Source organism: Aureimonas endophytica (assembly GCF_014642635.1).
GTDB lineage: Bacteria > Pseudomonadota > Alphaproteobacteria > Rhizobiales > Rhizobiaceae > Plantimonas > Plantimonas endophytica.
Genome location: NZ_BMIQ01000001.1, coordinates 982,258 through 997,837, shown reverse-complemented (window position 1 = coordinate 997,837; position 15,580 = coordinate 982,258). Strand labels below are relative to the sequence as shown.

At 68.0% G+C, this 15,580-nt stretch carries 15 protein-coding genes; 6 read left to right on the top strand and 9 right to left on the bottom strand.

The window, feature by feature from the left end; translation table 11 throughout:
* Window positions 1-177 precede the first annotated feature (177 nt).
* Window positions 178-450, top strand: coding sequence for a sel1 repeat family protein (locus IEY14_RS04975; RefSeq protein WP_188907062.1), 273 nt, complete (start codon window positions 178-180; stop codon window positions 448-450).
* Between the two features lie 7 nt (window positions 451-457).
* Here IEY14_RS04975 and IEY14_RS04970 read toward each other — a convergent pair whose 3' ends face one another.
* Window positions 458-1,579, bottom strand: a complete 1,122-nt coding sequence (locus IEY14_RS04970) for a pyridoxal phosphate-dependent aminotransferase (protein WP_188907061.1) — start codon at window positions 1,577-1,579, stop codon at window positions 458-460.
* Window positions 1,576-2,118, bottom strand: a complete 543-nt coding sequence (locus IEY14_RS04965; RefSeq protein ID WP_188907060.1) for a gamma carbonic anhydrase family protein — start codon at window positions 2,116-2,118, stop codon at window positions 1,576-1,578. The genes IEY14_RS04970 and IEY14_RS04965 overlap by 4 nt, the downstream gene beginning before the upstream one ends.
* A gap of 436 nt (window positions 2,119-2,554) precedes the next feature.
* Between IEY14_RS04965 and IEY14_RS04960 the strand changes: the two genes are divergently transcribed.
* Entirely contained in the window at window positions 2,555-3,913 is a 1,359-nt protein-coding gene (locus IEY14_RS04960; RefSeq protein ID WP_188907059.1) for a porin, read from the top strand.
* A gap of 125 nt (window positions 3,914-4,038) precedes the next feature.
* Here the strand turns inward: IEY14_RS04960 and IEY14_RS04955 are convergent, their stop codons facing one another.
* Both IEY14_RS04955 and IEY14_RS04950 read right to left on the bottom strand, forming a co-directional pair.
* Window positions 4,039-4,911: an alpha/beta fold hydrolase gene (locus IEY14_RS04955; protein WP_188907058.1), complete on the bottom strand. Its 873-nt coding sequence runs from the start codon at window positions 4,909-4,911 to the stop codon at window positions 4,039-4,041.
* A 13-nt stretch (window positions 4,912-4,924) separates the two neighbouring features.
* Window positions 4,925-7,111 carry a lytic transglycosylase domain-containing protein gene (locus tag IEY14_RS04950; RefSeq protein WP_244639290.1) on the bottom strand — a complete coding sequence of 729 codons (2,187 nt, stop codon included), beginning with the start codon at window positions 7,109-7,111 and terminating at the stop codon, window positions 4,925-4,927.
* A gap of 270 nt (window positions 7,112-7,381) precedes the next feature.
* Between IEY14_RS04950 and dapA the strand changes: the two genes are divergently transcribed.
* A complete protein-coding gene (dapA, locus tag IEY14_RS04945; RefSeq protein WP_188907056.1) occupies window positions 7,382-8,263 on the top strand; it encodes a 4-hydroxy-tetrahydrodipicolinate synthase in 882 nt (293 codons plus the stop codon).
* The gene (gene smpB / locus IEY14_RS04940; RefSeq protein ID WP_188907055.1) at window positions 8,263-8,736 is read left to right on the top strand and encodes an SsrA-binding protein SmpB; all 474 of its coding nucleotides are present in this window, start codon (window positions 8,263-8,265) and stop codon (window positions 8,734-8,736) included. Before dapA ends, smpB begins: the two co-directional genes overlap by 1 nt.
* Window positions 8,737-9,039: 303 nt before the next feature.
* On the opposite strand, the gene IEY14_RS04935 is transcribed toward smpB, so the two are convergent.
* Both IEY14_RS04935 and trxB read right to left on the bottom strand, forming a co-directional pair.
* Window positions 9,040-9,936, bottom strand: a complete 897-nt coding sequence (locus IEY14_RS04935) for a LysR family transcriptional regulator (RefSeq protein ID WP_188907054.1) — start codon at window positions 9,934-9,936, stop codon at window positions 9,040-9,042.
* A 54-nt stretch (window positions 9,937-9,990) separates the two neighbouring features.
* Window positions 9,991-10,962, bottom strand: coding sequence for a thioredoxin-disulfide reductase (gene trxB, locus IEY14_RS04930; RefSeq protein ID WP_188907053.1), 972 nt, complete (start codon window positions 10,960-10,962; stop codon window positions 9,991-9,993).
* Window positions 10,963-11,355: 393 nt separating this feature from the next.
* Between trxB and IEY14_RS04925 the strand changes: the two genes are divergently transcribed.
* Window positions 11,356-13,143, top strand: a complete 1,788-nt coding sequence (locus tag IEY14_RS04925) for an ABC transporter ATP-binding protein (protein ID WP_188907052.1) — start codon at window positions 11,356-11,358, stop codon at window positions 13,141-13,143.
* Window positions 13,144-13,228: 85 nt separating this feature from the next.
* Complete coding sequence (locus IEY14_RS04920) at window positions 13,229-14,083, top strand: glycosyltransferase family 25 protein (protein ID WP_188907051.1); 855 nt, start codon at window positions 13,229-13,231, stop codon at window positions 14,081-14,083.
* Here IEY14_RS04920 and IEY14_RS04915 read toward each other — a convergent pair.
* The 3 genes from IEY14_RS04915 to IEY14_RS04905 are packed head-to-tail and all read right to left on the bottom strand — an operon-like array spanning window position 14,020 to window position 15,576.
* On the bottom strand, window positions 14,020-15,135 hold the full coding sequence (locus tag IEY14_RS04915; RefSeq protein WP_188907050.1) for a glycosyltransferase family 4 protein: 1,116 nt from the start codon (window positions 15,133-15,135) through the stop codon (window positions 14,020-14,022). The genes IEY14_RS04920 and IEY14_RS04915 overlap by 64 nt on opposite strands.
* A complete protein-coding gene (brnA, locus tag IEY14_RS04910; RefSeq protein ID WP_188907049.1) occupies window positions 15,111-15,326 on the bottom strand; it encodes a type II toxin-antitoxin system BrnA family antitoxin in 216 nt (71 codons plus the stop codon). The genes IEY14_RS04915 and brnA overlap by 25 nt, the downstream gene beginning before the upstream one ends.
* Window positions 15,313-15,576: a BrnT family toxin gene (locus IEY14_RS04905; RefSeq protein WP_188907048.1), complete on the bottom strand. Its 264-nt coding sequence runs from the start codon at window positions 15,574-15,576 to the stop codon at window positions 15,313-15,315. Before IEY14_RS04905 ends, brnA begins: the two co-directional genes overlap by 14 nt.
* Between the last annotated feature and the right edge of the window lie 4 nt (window positions 15,577-15,580).

Here is a 15,580-nt window from a genome sequence, read left to right as displayed (position 1 = left end):
AAAGCCCTGGAAAGCAAGGCGATCCGGGCCACGAGCAACTTTCTTAACCCTGGTGGAGCCCGCGACGTTTAAGGCAAATTAGCTCTGCCTTTTAAGCGAGTTTTCAAAGCCGGCTGCGAGTATCGCCTCATGAGCCGCCAAGTAGAAAGACAGGCGGCAGGCAACGGAACACTTGATATGGCCCGCTTCGACTTCTCCGAAATGACCTCCGGCGGCATCGGCGCCAAGCTCCAGACCGGCGCCGGCGTGCTCTTCGAAATGGGCATGCGCGCCGCTTCGGGCCGCGACGGCGCCATCGATCTCGTCGCCGCCCATATGTATTTCAACCTCGCCGACCGGCAGGGCGACGAGCGGGCCGCCTATCACCGCCAGGACATCGCCGAGCAGATGAGCAAGCTCGAGATCGGCCGCGCGCTGCGCGCCGCGCGCGACTGGCTCGCCACGCACTGATCGCCGATCAGGCGCCGCCGGCCTCGCCGAGCGCCCCCTCCAGCGCTTCCGCGAAGAGCGCGAGATCCTCGTCGCGGCCCACCGTCACCCGGATCAGCCGATCCAGCGGAGCGACGGCCGGCTTGCGGATGAAGACGCCGCGCCGCAGCACCCCCTCCAGCACCGCCTTGGCGAAGGCGCCGTCGCGCCCGCAGTCGATCGCGACGAAATTCGTCGCCGAGGGTAGCGGCACGAGCCCGGCGCTCCGGGCGATCACGCCCAGCCTGTCGCGTGCGGCTGTGATGCGGCGGACCGTGTCCCGCAGATAGTCCTGGTCGGCGAGCGCCGCCACGGCCCCGGCCTGCGCAATGCGCGACACGCCGAAATGATTGCGCACCTTATCGAACTGGCGCACCGCCTCCGGCTGGCCAATCGCATAGCCGACGCGGACTCCCGCCATGCCATAGGCCTTCGAGAAGGTGCGGAAGCGCAGCAGATTCGGCCGCAGGAGATCGACGGGCGGCAGACTCGTCGGCGGCGCGAGATCGCCATAGGCCTCGTCCAAGACGAGGATCGTCTCCTCCGGCACGCCGTCGATCAGCCGGCGGATATCGGCCTCCTCATGCCAGGAGCCGGTCGGATTGTCGGGATTGGCGAAATAGAGAAGCTTCGGCCGCAGCGCCCGCGCCCGGTCGAGAAGGGCGTCGAGATCCTGCCGGTCGCCGCGATAGGGCACGGTGTGGAGCACGGCGCCATAGGCCGCGACATGGTAGTTGAAGGTCGGATAGGCGCCGTGGGAGGTCAGCACCGCGTCGCCCGGCGCCGTCGCGAGATGGACGAGAAGGCCGAACAGGCCGTCGATGCCCTCGCCGACGGTGATGTGGCTCGCCTCGATCCCGAGATGGCGCGCCAGCGCCGCCTTCAGCGCGAATTGTTCGGGATCGCCATAGGCCCAGCTGGCCGCCGCCGCCTCCGCCATGGCCGCGACGGCGCGGGGCGAGGGGCCGAAGACGCTCTCATTGGCACCGAGCCGCGCCCGGCAGGGCAGGCCGCTCTGCCGCTCGATCGCCTCCGGCCCGACGAAGGGCGTCGTCGCCGGCAGGCGCCGCGCGCGTTCGGAGAAGAGAAGGGGGCCGCCGGCTCGGCTCATGGCTGCTCTCCGTCGATCCGCCGGAGACCGGCGGCGAAGCGCTGCGCATTGGCGCGGTAGCGCCGCGCCGATTCGCGCAGGGCCTCGATCGCGGCCTCGTCCAGTTCGCGCACCGGCTTGGCCGGGGCGCCCATGATCAGCCAGCCGTCGGGAAAGCTCTTGTTCTCGGTGACGAGCGCGTTCGCGCCGACGATCGAGTCGCGGCCGATCCGGGCGCCGTTGAGGATCGTCGCGCCCATGCCGACGAGGCAATTGTCGCCGATCGTGCAGCCATGGACGATCGCGCCATGGCCGATCGTGCAGCCGGCCCCGATCGAAAGCGGTGCGCCGGGATCGCTGTGCAGCACGGCATTGTCCTGAATATTGGTGTCGGCGCCGATCTCGATCCATTCGTTGTCGCCGCGAAGGACGGCGCCGAACCAGACGCCGACCCCGGCGCCCAAGCGGACACGGCCGATGAGATGCGCGCCGGGCGCGACGAATACGTCCTGTTGCGAGATCCCGACCGGGTGCTCGCCGTCGAGGGAATAGATGGCCATCGGCGTCCTCCTCCCCGAGCCTTCGCCGAGGCGCAAGCTTCGGTCAAGGCAGGAGCGTGGCGGCGCGAAAGCCCGGCCCGGCGCCGCTTCGAACGGCGCTGGAGGTCCGGCGGCGCCGACGTATTTGCGCCGCATCACCGCCCCGAATTTCGCCACCGAACGGCCGCTAAGCCCCTGTCGTTAAGGATCTTTTAACCTTTGCCTCTGGCCCCTCGCCAAAAGCGTGACTTTCGAGACACAGCACTGTGTCCAAAGCGTCGTGAACCCGTCGTGGAGGCCTTTTGGCGATTGCAACGGATCGGCCGGTGGATAATGGTCCGGTCAGAAAGAACGCGGCGGTCCCGCTTCGGACTTTCAAAGCTGGGGATGGGGCAGGGAAGGCTGTCCTTCGAAACAAGGCCCAACCCTACTCTATAACTTGACTGGAGGTCAGGATATGAACATCAAGAGCCTTCTTCTTGGCTCCGCCGCGGCTCTCGTCGCGGTTTCCGGTGCCCGTGCGGCCGACGCCCCGGTCACCATGGTCGAGCCGGAGCCGGTTGAATACGTCCGCGTTTGCGACGTCTACGGCACGGGCTTCTTCTACATCCCCGGCACCGAGACCTGCCTGAAGATCGGCGGCTACGTCCGCGTCCGTTTCCAGGGCAACGACCGTCAGTATAACGGCGATATCGACAACGAGGGCTTCGCGATCGACGACAACGGCGACGGTTTCACGCGTAATTCCGGCGACGACTACAACATCGGCGTCCGGACCCGCGCCCGTCTCGACTTCGACGCCCGCGAGGAGACCGAGCTCGGCACCCTGCGCGCCAAGATCCGCCTCGAGGCCACCAACAACCCGTCCACCGGCAATTCCAGCGCTGCCTATGCGGCCGAGGAAGCCTATCTCCAGCTCGGCGGCCTGACGGTCGGTTACCTCGACTCGGCCTGGACGGCCGACGACGGCGGCATCTCCGACGGTCTCCTCACCGACACCGACTGGGCGGCCGGCGACTTCCAGGCCAACCGCATCTCCTACACGGCGGCCTTCTCGGGCTTCTCCGGCACGGTCTCCGTCGAAGACGACGGCTCGGGCGACTTCATCCCGGACGTCATCGCCAAGCTCTCCTACAAGGGCGGCTTCGGCGGCGCCTACATCATGGGCGTCTACGACGAGGACTCCTTCGACTACGTCAACACCCTCAGCTACTTCGGTCGCCGTGGTGATGGTATCTACGGCAACTACTTCGTCGGTACCGACGAGTTCAACGGTGACGATGGTGCCGATGGCGCGTTCGTCGTCAAGGGCGGTGTGCAGCTCGAGAACCTGATCCTCGCCGACTCGATCCTGAAGGTCGAAGGTCACTGGGCCTCGGATCCGTCGCGTTACGCTCTGGTCGGCAACGTCTTCACCTACTCGAACGGTGGCGGCAACAATCTCGGCCGTACCGTCGATCCGACGACCGGTATCATCACCGGCAACGGTTCCTTCGCGGTCCCGAGCCAGTGGCAGGTCGGTGCGGCTTACCAGCAGACCTTCGGCAAGCTCTTCGCGGCGGTGTCGGGCGTCTACGGTGAGACCTTCGATCTGAGCGGCACGTTCAACGGCTTCGACTTCAACACCGGTCTCGGTGTGGTCGAAGCGGCCGACATCAGCTCGGTCAACTACTTCGGCGTCGCCGGCAACGTCGGCTACCAGGTCACCAAGAACTTCTCGGTTCTCGGCGAAGTGTCCTACGTCAACTTCGACATCCCGGGTTCGGACCGCGACAACCAGACCCGCGGCTTCCTCGAGTTCAAGCGCACCTTCTGATCGATCCTTCGATCGGACGAGAATGGGGAGCCCGGCAGCGATGCCGGGCTTCTTTCGTTTTTAGACGAAAATGCCGGCCGCAACGCGATCCACGATCGGCGTCGAAACCGGCGAGGACCGCGAGATCAGAAGCCGTGGCGGCTGGCGAACTCGCCGATGCGTCGCGGCAGGTCGGCGGTTTCGAGAAGGGGCGCGTGGCCCTGGCCGCTCACCTCGATCGCTTCGAGACGGGGATGCGCCTCGGCCATCCGCCGAACCGTTTCGCGCGACAGGAGCGCCGAGTGCTCGCCGCGCAGCACGAGGACGGGAAGGGCGGAGAGCGCCGCGAAACCCTCCCAGAGTTCCGGCAAAGCCGTCTCCGCCTCGATCGCCGTAAGCCCGTCCGCGAGGCGTGGGTCGTAGTCGGCGACGATGCCGTCCTCCGTCTCCCGGAAATTGGCGCGCGCCATCCGCGCGAAATTCGCCTCCGTCAGGGCGGGGAAGGTCTCGGCATTGATGCGCCGCACGGCTTCGGTGGCCGCCGTCCAGTCGGGGAGCAATCCCGTCCTGCCGACATAGGCCTTGATGGCGAGGAGGCCCTCGATCTCCAGTCTCGGCCCGGCATCGTTGAGGACCGCCGCCGCGAGACGATCCGGCTCTGCCATGGCGAGGAGATGCAGCATCAGCGCGCCGCGCGAGGTGCCGACGAAGATCGCGCGGGCAATGCCGAGATGATCGAGGCCGGCGAGCACATCCGCCATTTCATGGCCGAGCGTATAGGTGGCCGCGTCACCGGCGCGGTCGGAGGCGCCGCGCCCGCGATAGTCGAAGGCGACGACGGGGCGCGGCGTCGGGCCCGCCCGCACCGCCTCGGCGAAGCCCGCGAAGTCCCGCGAATTGCGCGTGAGGCCCGGCAGACAGACGAAAGGCAGCCTCGGTTCGCCGAGACTGCCCCAGAGCCGGACCGCGAGCCGCAATCCGTCATGCGAATAGTGGAGAAGCGTCGCGCGGGCCGTCATGCGGCCGAGCCTATCATCCCCGGCGGCCGAGAACGAGGTCGCGCTCGATATTGGCATCCGCCCCGAGGCGCATCTTGTAGACCTGATAGTTCTCCATCACGCGCTGCACGTAGTTGCGGGTCTCGGTGAAGGGAATGCGCTCCACCCAGTCCACCACCTCTTCGACCGGCCGGCCGCGCGGATCGCCGAAACGCTGGATCCATTCGCGGGCCCGGCGCGGCCCGGCATTGTAGGCGGCGAAGGTCAGCACATAGGAGCCGGAGAAATTGTCGATCTGCTGGCCGAGGAAGCGCGAGCCGAGCATCGCGTTATAGGCGACGTCGGTGGTGAGGCGCGCCTGGTTGTAGGCCATGCCGGCTTCCTTGGCCAAGGTCTTCGCCGTCGCCGGCATCAGCTGCAGCAGGCCAAGCGCGCCGGCGCCGGAGCGCGCGTCCGGGCGGAACTCCGATTCCTGCCGGGCGATCGCATAGGCGAGCGCCTTGCCGGAGGCGGAGATATTGGCGCTCGCCGGGATGACGCCGATCGGGAAGGCGAGGGCGGCCGCCGCGTCGATGCCGCGCACATTCGCCTGCTTGCCGACCTTCAACGACAGGTAGTGATTGCCCTTCTGCTCCGCCATGGAGGCGAGGAGCGCCAGCTCGCCCGGGCTCGTCAGATCGTCAGCGAGGCTGCGATAGAGCTTCTCGGCGCGATCCTTCAGGCCGATCTCCTCCAACCGGCGGATGGCGCGCACCGCCTCGCGGCTCTCGAAGCGCTGGCGCTCGGCGCCGCTCGGCTTCGGATAGGCGATGCCGTCCGGCTGGCGGCCGAGATGCGAGGCGGAGAGCTGGCCGTAGAAGGTCGTCGGATAGGACGCGGCCTGCGCGTAATAGCGCTGGGCATTGCCGGCGCGCGAGGCGTCGGCCGTGCGGCCGAGCCAGTAATAGGCGCGCGACTGCGACAGCGGCCGGGCCGAAAGCTGGGCGATGCGGGAGAAGTGCTTGGCGGCCGTCTGGGGGTCGCGCAGGAAGCGCAGCGCGATCCAGCCGGCATGAAATTCGGCGTCGGCGGCATCCGTCGAGCCCTCGGCCGAATGGGCGCTCGCCACGCGATAGGCGTCCTTCGCCCGGCCGACATCGAGAAGGTCGCGGGCGACGATGCGCCGCTCGTTCCACCAGGCATCGGCATCGACGAGGCTCGCCGCGTCGCGCGGCGCCTTGAGGAGGATGTCGGCGGCCTCGGCCACCTTGTCCTTCTTGCGGTAATATTCGACCGTCGCGAAGAGATAGCCGGCATCGGAGCGCTGGGCCGCCGGCACGGCGCCGAGCAGCGCGCCGGCGCGCGCGTCGTCGCGGATCACGGCGGCCCTCGCGGCGAAGAGCTTCTCCGCCCCGGCGAGACCCTTCATCCGCTCGGCATCGGCGACGCGCTCCTTGTAGAGCAGCATGTCCATGCGCCGCTTGTGGTCGGCGCGGGTGAGGATGCTGCCGAACTGCTGCAGCATCTTCGTCTCCAGCGTGCGGTCGAGCGGCTCGTTGTGCCAGACGGCGAGAATGGCGCGCTTGGCGGGGCCGGCCTGGCCGACCTCCAGATAGGCGCGGGCGAGCGCCATCGCGCCTTCCGGCGTTTCCGGCGCCGAGCCGGCGAAGGCGTTGATCACCTCGCTCGCCGAGGGCTGCTCGCGATAGAGCGCGCGTTCGGAATTGGCGCGCAGCCGCTTCATGCCCGGCCAGCCGCGCAACTCGGCCGCCGCCTGGGCGATGTCCTGGGCCGGCACGTCCGCCCCGCCGTTCAGCGCGATCGCCCAGGCGAGGATATGGCGGTCGAGCGAGTTCGCCCGCATGCCCTCGCGGATGGCGCGGGCCTTGCGCAGGTCGCCGGAGGAGACGGCATTCATGCCGTCCTTCAGCTGGCCGGCGACGGCGCGGATGTCGCTGGGGCGCGCCGCGATCTGGCTGATCGAGGCGGTGAAGGCGCTGGTTTCGGTGTCGACATCCTGCGGCACCGACCGCGACACGAGCGGGTTCTGATGGACCGGTGCCGGCGGCGCGCCGAAGCGGGCGGGATCGATCGAAACGCCCTTCGCGCCGATATCGGCGGCGGGGCGCATCGGCGGCACCGGGCCGCTGGCGGGCAGGCTCTGCGCGAGGACGCCCGAGCAGAGAAGGGCGAAGGCGCTCGTCGCGACAAGACCGCGTCCTGCTCTCATCCCAAACGCCATGGCACCCCTCCGCGGCCCCCGCTGCCGGGCCGTCGCATGCAGATCGATCTTATGGTTTCCGAATTTCTCACGGGCAGAATAAAGACATCGTAAATCGGCGGTGTCACAGCGGCTTCACAAGCGCGCGAGTCCCGCTCGCCGCTTGTCGTCCCCGGCCCGCCCCATTATGTTGCGGCCCTTCCATGAAGGCTCAAGCGGCCGATTTCATGGCCCTTGCCGTGCGGTTTGGTCGCGCGGCATGACTTGCGTCCCACATGGGGAGATAGGGCGATGTTCAGGGGTTCGATGACGGCGCTCGTCACGCCGTTCGACGGGGCGGGCGCGCTCGACGAGAAGGCCTTTCGCCACTTCGTGGAATGGCAGGTCGCCGAGGGCACGACCGGCCTCGTTCCGGTCGGCACGACCGGCGAGTCGCCGACCCTGTCCCACGAGGAGCACAAGCGCGTCGTCGAGATCTGCATCGAGACGGCGAAGAAGCGCGTGCCGGTGATCGCCGGTGCCGGCTCCAACAACACGGCCGAGGCGATCGATCTGGCGAGTTCGGCGGAAAAGGCCGGGGCCGACGCGCTCCTCGTCGTCACGCCCTATTACAACAAGCCGACGCAGCGCGGGCTCTACGCCCATTTCGCGGCCGTCGCGAAGGCGGTGACGCTGCCGATCTTCATCTACAACATCCCGCCGCGCTCGGTGATCGACATGAGCGTCGAGACGATGGCGCAGCTCGCCGCCGATTTCCCCAACATCGTCGGCGTGAAGGACGCGACCGCGAAGCTCGACCGCGTTTCCGACCAGCGCGCCGCCTGCGGGCCGGACTTCATCCAGCTTTCCGGTGAGGACGCGACGGCGCTCGGCTTCAACGCCCATGGCGGCCAGGGCTGCATCTCGGTGACGGCGAATGTCGCGCCCCGGCTCTGCGCCGAGTTCCAGCGCGCCTCGCTCGCCGGCGACTTCGCCAAGGCCCTGGAGATTCAGGACCGGCTCTTCCCGCTCCATAAGGCGATCTTCCTCGAGCCCGGCGTCTGCGGCGCGAAATATGCGCTGTCGCGGCTCGGCCGGCTCGGCAATGTCATGCGCTCGCCGCTGACGCCGATCGATTCCGCCACCGAGACGGCGATCGACGCGGCGCTGCGCCATGCCGGCCTGCTGAACTGATGGCGAAAGACAAGAAGCCGACGAACAAGATCGCCGCCGAGAACCGGAAGGCGCGCTTTCACTACGCGATCCTCGACACGCTCGAGGCCGGCCTCGTCCTGACCGGCACGGAAGTGAAGGCGCTGCGCGAGGGCAAGGCGACGATCGGCGAATCCTATGCGACGGAGGAGAAGGGCGAGCTCTGGCTCATCAACTCCTACGTGCCGGAATATCTGCAGGCGAACCGCTTCAACCACGAGCCGCGCCGGCGGCGGAAGCTGCTCGTCAACAAGCGCCAGCTCAACCGGCTGGCCGCCGCCGTGCAGCGCGAGGGCATGACCCTCGTGCCGCTGAAGATCTATTTCAACGATCGCGGCCGGGCGAAGCTGGAACTGGCGCTGGCCAAGGGCAAGAACGCGCCGGACAAGCGCGAGGCCGAGAAGGAGCGCGACTGGAACCGCCAGAAGGCGCGACTGATGAAGGAGATGGGCTGAAGCTCCGCGTCGCCCCGTCGCCGCTTCCGTTTTCAGGGAAGGCGGAACCGCTATCCGGGTCTCGAGGCGCAAAAAAAAGCCGGGCGCGAAGCCCGGCGAAATAGGGTGCCAAAGGCAACCCTTGGGAGGAAACGGCCGGGGCGGAGTGGATGGGAGGAGGTATCCATCCGCGACCCGACTGTCCTTAACCTATCATTATTCCTGTTCCAGACCATGTGCGATGCGACATGCCTGCTATGCAGGCGCTGCATGCCTCTGCCTGCATGTTGGGCAGAGCTGCTTCGCGGTCCGGCTGGATTGCCTTCAGAAGGACCAGGTGCGGGCCTTCGAGATCAGAAAGTCGCGGAAGACCTTCAGTTTCGCCGAATTGCGCAGGGTTTCCGGGTAGCAGAGATAGGTGTCGAAGGTCGGCATCTCGATCTCCGGCAGCACCTGCACCAGCTTGGACTGCTTGTCGATCATGTAGTCCGGCAGAAGGCCGACGCCGATGCCGCGATCGATGGCGGAGCGGATCGACATGAGATTGTTGATCTGGAGGATCGAAGGCCGGGCCTGCCCGTCCTCCAGGCCGATCGTCTCCAGGGCGTTGAGGCTGCGCAGATAGGTCGGGGCCGGCTCGCCGAAGGTGATCAGCCGGTGCCGGTCGAGGTCCTGGAGGCTTTCCGGCGTGCCGAAGCGGGTGAGATAGCCGGGCGCGGCATAGACGTGGAAATGCACCGTGAAGAGGCGGCGCTGAATGAGATCCGGCTGCTGCGGCTGGCGCAGGCGGATGGCCGCGTCCGCCTTGCGCATGGTGAGGTCGATCTCCTCGTTGTCGAGCACGAGCTGCAGCTCGATCTCGGGATAGAGTTCGAGGAATTCCTTGGCGCGCTCGGTCAGCCAGCTCGACCCGAGACCGACGGTGGTGGTGACGCGCAGGCGTCCGGTCGGCTTCTCGCGCGTCTCGGTCAGCTGAGCCTGCACCATTTCGAGCCGCTTCAGCACGTCGGTCGCGGTCTGGAACAGGATCTCGCCCTGTTCGGACAGAACGAGGCCGCGCGCATGCCGGTGGAAGAGCGGCGCGCCGATCTCCTGTTCGAGCGCAGCCACCTGCCGGCTGATCGCCGACTGGCTGAGATTCAACGCATCGGCCGCATGTGTGAACGAGCCGGCCTCGGCGGCTGCGTGAAAGATGCGCAGCTTGTCCCAGTCGAGCGCCATGCCAGTCGCTTTCCTCCGCCCTCCCGGCGGACCGGGAGCCTCCCTCGAGTCTGATTATTCGGCCGCTTCGCGCAACTCGTCCATCTCGACGGAGGCAAGGAAGCGCTCCGCCTCCAGCGCGGCCATGCAGCCGAGGCCCGCCGCCGTCACCGCCTGGCGATAGACGTCGTCGGCGACGTCGCCCGCCGCGAAGACGCCCGGCACCGAGGTGCGCGTCGTGCCCGGCTCGACCCACAGATAGCCGGACGGCTTCTGGTCGAGCTGGCCGACGAAGAGCTCCACGGCCGGCGCGTGGCCGATCGCGACGAAGACGCCGTCCACCGCGCGCTCCTCGGTCTCGCCCGTCAGGCGATGGCGCAGGCGCGCGCCGGTCACCGACTTCATCGGCTTCACGGCGCCGAGGATCTCGTCGATCTCCGCGTTCCAGACGACAGTGACGTTCGGCTGCGCGGCGAGGCGCTCGCGCAGGATGCGCTCGGCGCGGAACTCGTCGCGCCGATGGACGACGGTGACGCTCTTGGCGATATGCGACAGGTAGAGCGCTTCCTCGACGGCCGTATTGCCGCCGCCGACCACGATCACGTCCTTGCCGCGATAGAAGAAGCCGTCGCAGGTGGCGCAGGCCGAGACGCCGAAGCCCTGGAAGGTCTGTTCGGAGGGGATGCCGAGCCATTTCGCCTGGGCGCCCGTCGCGACGATCAGCGCATCGGCGAGGAAGACGGCGCCGGAATCGCAGCGCAGGCGGAAGGGCCGGCGCGACAAATCGGCCTCCACGACGAGGTCGTGCACCATCTCGGTGCCGACATGCAGCGCCTGCGCCTTCATCTGCTCCATCAGCCAGGGGCCCTGGATCGGATCGGCGAAGCCCGGATAGTTCTCGACATCGGTCGTGATCGTCAGCTGGCCGCCTTCCTGCAGGCCGGCGACGAGCACCGGCTTCAGCATGGCGCGCGCCGCATAGATCGCCGCCGTGTAGCCGGCCGGACCCGATCCGATGATCAGGAGGGGGACGTGGCGCTCCGTCATTATCGCCTCGCTCGAATTGCCGTTCTCGCCAAGTGGCTGTGAAACGCGCTTCATTCAATAGTCGAGGGGAGAGGAAGCCACAAGTCGCCGTTGCACGAAAGCCACAGGCTGTTGCTCGGGACGGTGAAGGATTGTCAATCCGTTCATCCTCAGGCAATGGTTGTGCGCCTTCGGCGAATCAACGCAGGTTAGGGGAGGGCGCATATGATGAACATGTCCAATGCTCCCCGTGGTGGCTCCGACCACTCGCCGCTCGTGGCCGGGATCTGATCCCCCGACGAGTTCGCCGTTCCGGTTTTCCGGTTTGACCTGACAGTTCCGAACGCCGCGCCGCGCAACGATGCGCGCGCCGCTTCGGCATGAAGGCTGGCGCTTCCAGGCGCCTCTTGTTCCATGTCTGACAGCAACGACACGAAGCGGGGCGACGCCCTGCGCGCGGTTCTCCGCTTTACTTTCGCCAATTGGCGCGAGCATCGGCTGCTCGCCTTCGCGATCGGCGGCGCGATCTGCCTCGCGACGCTGGTCGACATCCTGGTGCCGATCTTCGCGGGCCGCATCATCGATGCGCTCGCCCCAAGCGGCGCTGGGCTCGGCGCCGCTTGGGACGCGCTCGGCGCCATGGCGGCGCTGGGCCTGCTCTTCGTCGTCTGCCGGCACGTCGCCTTCATCGCGATCAGCGTGTTCACGCTGCGCATCATGCGCCGCGTCGGCGCGCGGGCCTTCGCGCGGGTGCAGCATTTCTCGGCCGACTGGCATGCCAATGCCTTTTCCGGCTCGACGGTGCGGCAGATCACGCGGGGCATGTGGGCGCTCGACCTGATGCACGACACGCTGCTCGTCGCGCTTCTGCCCTCGGTCTTCGTGCTTCTCGGCACGGTGGCGCTGTTCGCCTGGCGCTGGCCGGCGATGGGGCTGGTGCTCGGGCTCGGCGCCATCGCCTATCTCCTTTTGACCGTGCTCCTCACGGTGCGCTGGGTGGCGGTGGCGGCACGCGAATCGAACCGGCAGGACACGCGCGTCGGCGGCGTCCTCGCCGACGCCCTGTCCTGCAATGCCGTGGTCAAGGCTTTCGGCGCGGAGGACCGGGAGGAGGCGCGGCTCGACGAGGCGCTCGGCACCTGGAAGGCGCGGACCTGGACGACCTGGCGGCGCGGCTCCTGGAGCGGCACGCTGCAGACGGCGCTGCTCTGGGCGATCCGCTTCGCCATCACGGCGGTGGCGCTTCTGCTCTGGTCGAGGGGGCAGGCCTCGCCCGGCGACGTCGTCTACGTGCTGACCACCTATTTCGTCATCCATGGCTATCTGCGCGACATCGGCTTCCATGTGATGAACCTCCAGCGCTCGGCCAACGACATGGAGGAGCTGGTGGCGCTCGATGCCGAGATGCCGGCGATCCGCGACGCGCCGGACGCCCGGCCGCTGGCGGTGACGCGCGGCGAGATCCGCTTCGAGGCGGTGACGTTCCGGTACGGCAATCACCGGACGCCGCTCTACGAGGGCCTGTCGGTGGTGATCGCGGGCGGACAAAGCGTCGGTCTCGTCGGCCATTCGGGCTCGGGCAAGACGACCTTCGTCAAGCTCCTGCAACGCCTCTACGAGGTGACGGAGGGCGGCATCCTGATCGACGGCCAGGATGTGCGCGGCGTCACGCAGCGCTCGCTGCGCCGGCAGGTGGCGATCGTGCCGCAGGAATCGATCCTGTTCCACCGCTCGCTCGCCGAGAACATCGCCTATGGCCGGCCGGGCGCCGGCCGGGAGGAGATCGAGCGGGCGGCGCGGCTGGCCAGCGCCGATCGCTTCATCGAGCGCCTGCCGCAAGGCTACGAGACGCTGGTCGGCGAGCGCGGGGTGAAGCTGTCCGGCGGCGAGCGGCAGCGCGTGGCGCTGGCGCGCGCCTTCCTGGCGGATGCGCCGATCCTGATCCTGGACGAGGCGACATCGAGCCTCGATTCGGAATCGGAGGCCGCCATCCAGGAGGCGACCGAACGGCTGATGAAGGGGCGGACCTCGCTCGTCATCGCGCACCGGCTCTCGACGGTGCGGGCGCTCGACCGGATCCTGGTCTTCGACCGGGGCCGGATCGTCGAGGATGGCGATCACCAGAGCCTGCTGCGGCAGCCGAACGGGCATTACCGCCGCCTGTCGGAGCGCCAGTCCGTCTCGATCATCGCCGCCGAATGAAGGCGCGGGGCGGAAGCGGCGCGTTGCCGCTGCCGCCCCGCGCCGCTATCACCGAACCGACGCGAGGGAAGGGCGGTGGAAGCGGATGGCGGCGATCGAAACGGATGAGGGCGAGATCATCCGAAAGGACCAGCCCCGCATCCGCTTCATCAATCTCGACACGGCCGAGGCGCGTCGGCGCTATATGGAAGGCGAGGCGGCCCGGCTCGGCCTCGCCTTCGAGCGCCTGCCGGCGGTGAGCGCCGCTACGATCGCGCCGACGCGGGCGGCCCGTCTCAACGGGGCCTGGGAGCGCCCGCTCACCGATGCCGAACTCGGCTGCTTCCTCTCGCACGAGACGCTCTGGCGCGACGTGGCGGAGGGCGACGGACCGATGCTGATCCTTGAGGACGACGTGATGCTCTCCGCCCGCCTGCCGCTCGTGCTGCCGGCGCTGGCCGCGACGCGCGATGTGGATGTCCTCAATCTCGAAAGCTTCGATCGCCGCCGCTTCGTCGGCCGCGCGACCCGGCCGGTCGGCGAAGGGCAGAGCATCGTCCGGCTCCATCGCGACAAGTCTGGCTCCGCCGCCTATCTCCTCTGGCCGAGCGGCGCGCGCAAGCTTCTCGCCCGCGCCGAGCGCGGCGCGGCGCCGGTGGATGCCTTCCTGCACGGGCTGAAAGGCCTCGTCGCCTTCCAGGCCGAGCCGGCTCTCGCCATGCAGTTCCACATCATGGAACGGCGCGGGCGCCCGGTGCCGCTGCCGTCGAGTTCCTCGATCCAGGCGCCCCGCCGCCGCCTGCCGCTCACCGTCGCGAACCTACCCTTTCACCGTCGGCGCCTCGTCACCCAGGCGAAGCTCGCCGGCGAGCATCTGATGCGCCTGTTCGGCCGGCGCTATCGCGTCGTCGATATCGACGAGGCGGATTTCGCCGGCAGGTTCGACCACAGCCGCTCGTAGACGGCGCGGATCTCGTCGGCTTCGCGCTGCAAGGGAAAGCGCGCCTGCATGTCGGCCAGCGCCGCCTTCCCGGCGCGGGCGCGCAACGCGTCATCCGCCAGGAAGGGGCGGATCGCCGCCGTCAGCGCCTCGCCGTCGCCCGCTGGCACGACTCGGCCGGTGACGCCGTCGCGCACGAGTTCGGTGAAGGCGCCGGCATCACTGGCGACGACGGGCGTGCCGGAGGCCATCGCCTCCAGCGGCGTCAGGCCGAAGCCCTCGTTGCGCGGCGGCGCGACATAGAGATCGAAACGGCGGAACCAGGGCACGACATCCGCGACCTCGCCGGGAAAGAGGATGCGCTCCGAAAGCCCCGCCGCCGCGACCTTCGCTTTCAGCTCGGCGAGAAAGCCCGCATGGTCGGGCGTCGCCCGGCCCGTCGCCACCGCCACCCAGTCCGGAAAGTCCGGCAGGAGTTCGATCATCGCCGCTACGAAGAGATCGGTGCCCTTCTGCGGCCGGATGCGGCCCGAGCAGCCGACGACCAACCGGCCGGGAAAGCCCTCCGCGATCGGGCCAGCGGGACCGAAGCGGTCGAGATCGATGCCATGGAGGATGATGGTGGCGGGGCGGTCGAGAAAGGCGGCGCTCCGGCCGCTCGTTGCGATCACCGCGTCCATGCGGCGGATGAGAAAGCGCGTCCAGCCGGTATGGCGCCGCTGCGCCGCCGAGGTGAAGACGAGCTTCAGCGGCATGCGCAGACCATCGCGCAGCAGGATGCCGGGCAGCATCTCGATATTGCGCCGCGCATGCCAGATGCGGAACGGCCGCCCCGGCGGCCGGCGCCAGAAATGACGGAGATCGGCGAAGCGCAGCTTCGGCAGATGGTCCGGCAGGCCGGGCCCGAGCGCCGCGATCCGCAGCGCCCGAGCCTGGAGCGGCACGAGCTGCACGACGGTGGACGTCACGCCCGACAGGCGCCGCTTGAAATTCGGCGCGACGACTTCGGTTTCGGAAGGTTTCACGGACGGGAAAGCAGCTGGCCGAGTCAGGACAGCTTTTCGGCGACCCATTTCTGGATCAAGGCCTGGGGGGTGAGACCCATGCGTCGCGCATGACGATCGACATCTTCCGCCATTCGCGACGTCAGCTCGATCTCCAGTCTGCGGCTCTCCAGATTGGGTCGCCGCAGGGTCGACCAGTCGATGGAAGCGTCGATGCTCTCGCCGTCGTCGAACGCCTTGTCGAAGTCAGCGGCCTTCATAACGCATGATCTCCTCGGCTCGGGCTCGTCGCACCAATATAAGCCTCAGCCTCTCGCTTCGCAAAGTATAGATCGCGGACCAGTGCCGGTCTCCGATCCGCCCGATGGCGAGAAATCGAGGCTCGTCGTCGGATCTGGCCTCGGCGATCGCGAGCCGGTCGTCCGTCCAGAGCCGTTGGGCTTCGTCGAAATCGATGCCGTGCTTGATGAGGTTCGAGGCGCTCTTTTCGGGATCGTACTCGAACCTCATGCCG

Coding starts and splice junctions, on each gene's coding strand:
- IEY14_RS04975 (WP_188907062.1), top strand. CDS start 178: ATGGCCCGCTTCGACTTCTCCGAAATGACCTCCGGCGGCATCGGCGCC.
- IEY14_RS04970 (WP_188907061.1), bottom strand. CDS start 1,579: ATGAGCCGAGCCGGCGGCCCCCTTCTCTTCTCCGAACGCGCGCGGCGC.
- IEY14_RS04965 (WP_188907060.1), bottom strand. CDS start 2,118: ATGGCCATCTATTCCCTCGACGGCGAGCACCCGGTCGGGATCTCGCAA.
- IEY14_RS04960 (WP_188907059.1), top strand. CDS start 2,555: ATGAACATCAAGAGCCTTCTTCTTGGCTCCGCCGCGGCTCTCGTCGCG.
- IEY14_RS04955 (WP_188907058.1), bottom strand. CDS start 4,911: ATGACGGCCCGCGCGACGCTTCTCCACTATTCGCATGACGGATTGCGG.
- IEY14_RS04950 (WP_244639290.1), bottom strand. CDS start 7,111: ATGGCGTTTGGGATGAGAGCAGGACGCGGTCTTGTCGCGACGAGCGCC.
- dapA (WP_188907056.1), top strand. CDS start 7,382: ATGTTCAGGGGTTCGATGACGGCGCTCGTCACGCCGTTCGACGGGGCG.
- smpB (WP_188907055.1), top strand. CDS start 8,263: ATGGCGAAAGACAAGAAGCCGACGAACAAGATCGCCGCCGAGAACCGG.
- IEY14_RS04935 (WP_188907054.1), bottom strand. CDS start 9,936: ATGGCGCTCGACTGGGACAAGCTGCGCATCTTTCACGCAGCCGCCGAG.
- trxB (WP_188907053.1), bottom strand. CDS start 10,962: ATGACGGAGCGCCACGTCCCCCTCCTGATCATCGGATCGGGTCCGGCC.
- IEY14_RS04925 (WP_188907052.1), top strand. CDS start 11,356: ATGTCTGACAGCAACGACACGAAGCGGGGCGACGCCCTGCGCGCGGTT.
- IEY14_RS04920 (WP_188907051.1), top strand. CDS start 13,229: ATGGCGGCGATCGAAACGGATGAGGGCGAGATCATCCGAAAGGACCAG.
- IEY14_RS04915 (WP_188907050.1), bottom strand. CDS start 15,135: ATGGGTCGCCGAAAAGCTGTCCTGACTCGGCCAGCTGCTTTCCCGTCC.
- brnA (WP_188907049.1), bottom strand. CDS start 15,326: ATGAAGGCCGCTGACTTCGACAAGGCGTTCGACGACGGCGAGAGCATC.
- IEY14_RS04905 (WP_188907048.1), bottom strand. CDS start 15,576: ATGAGGTTCGAGTACGATCCCGAAAAGAGCGCCTCGAACCTCATCAAG.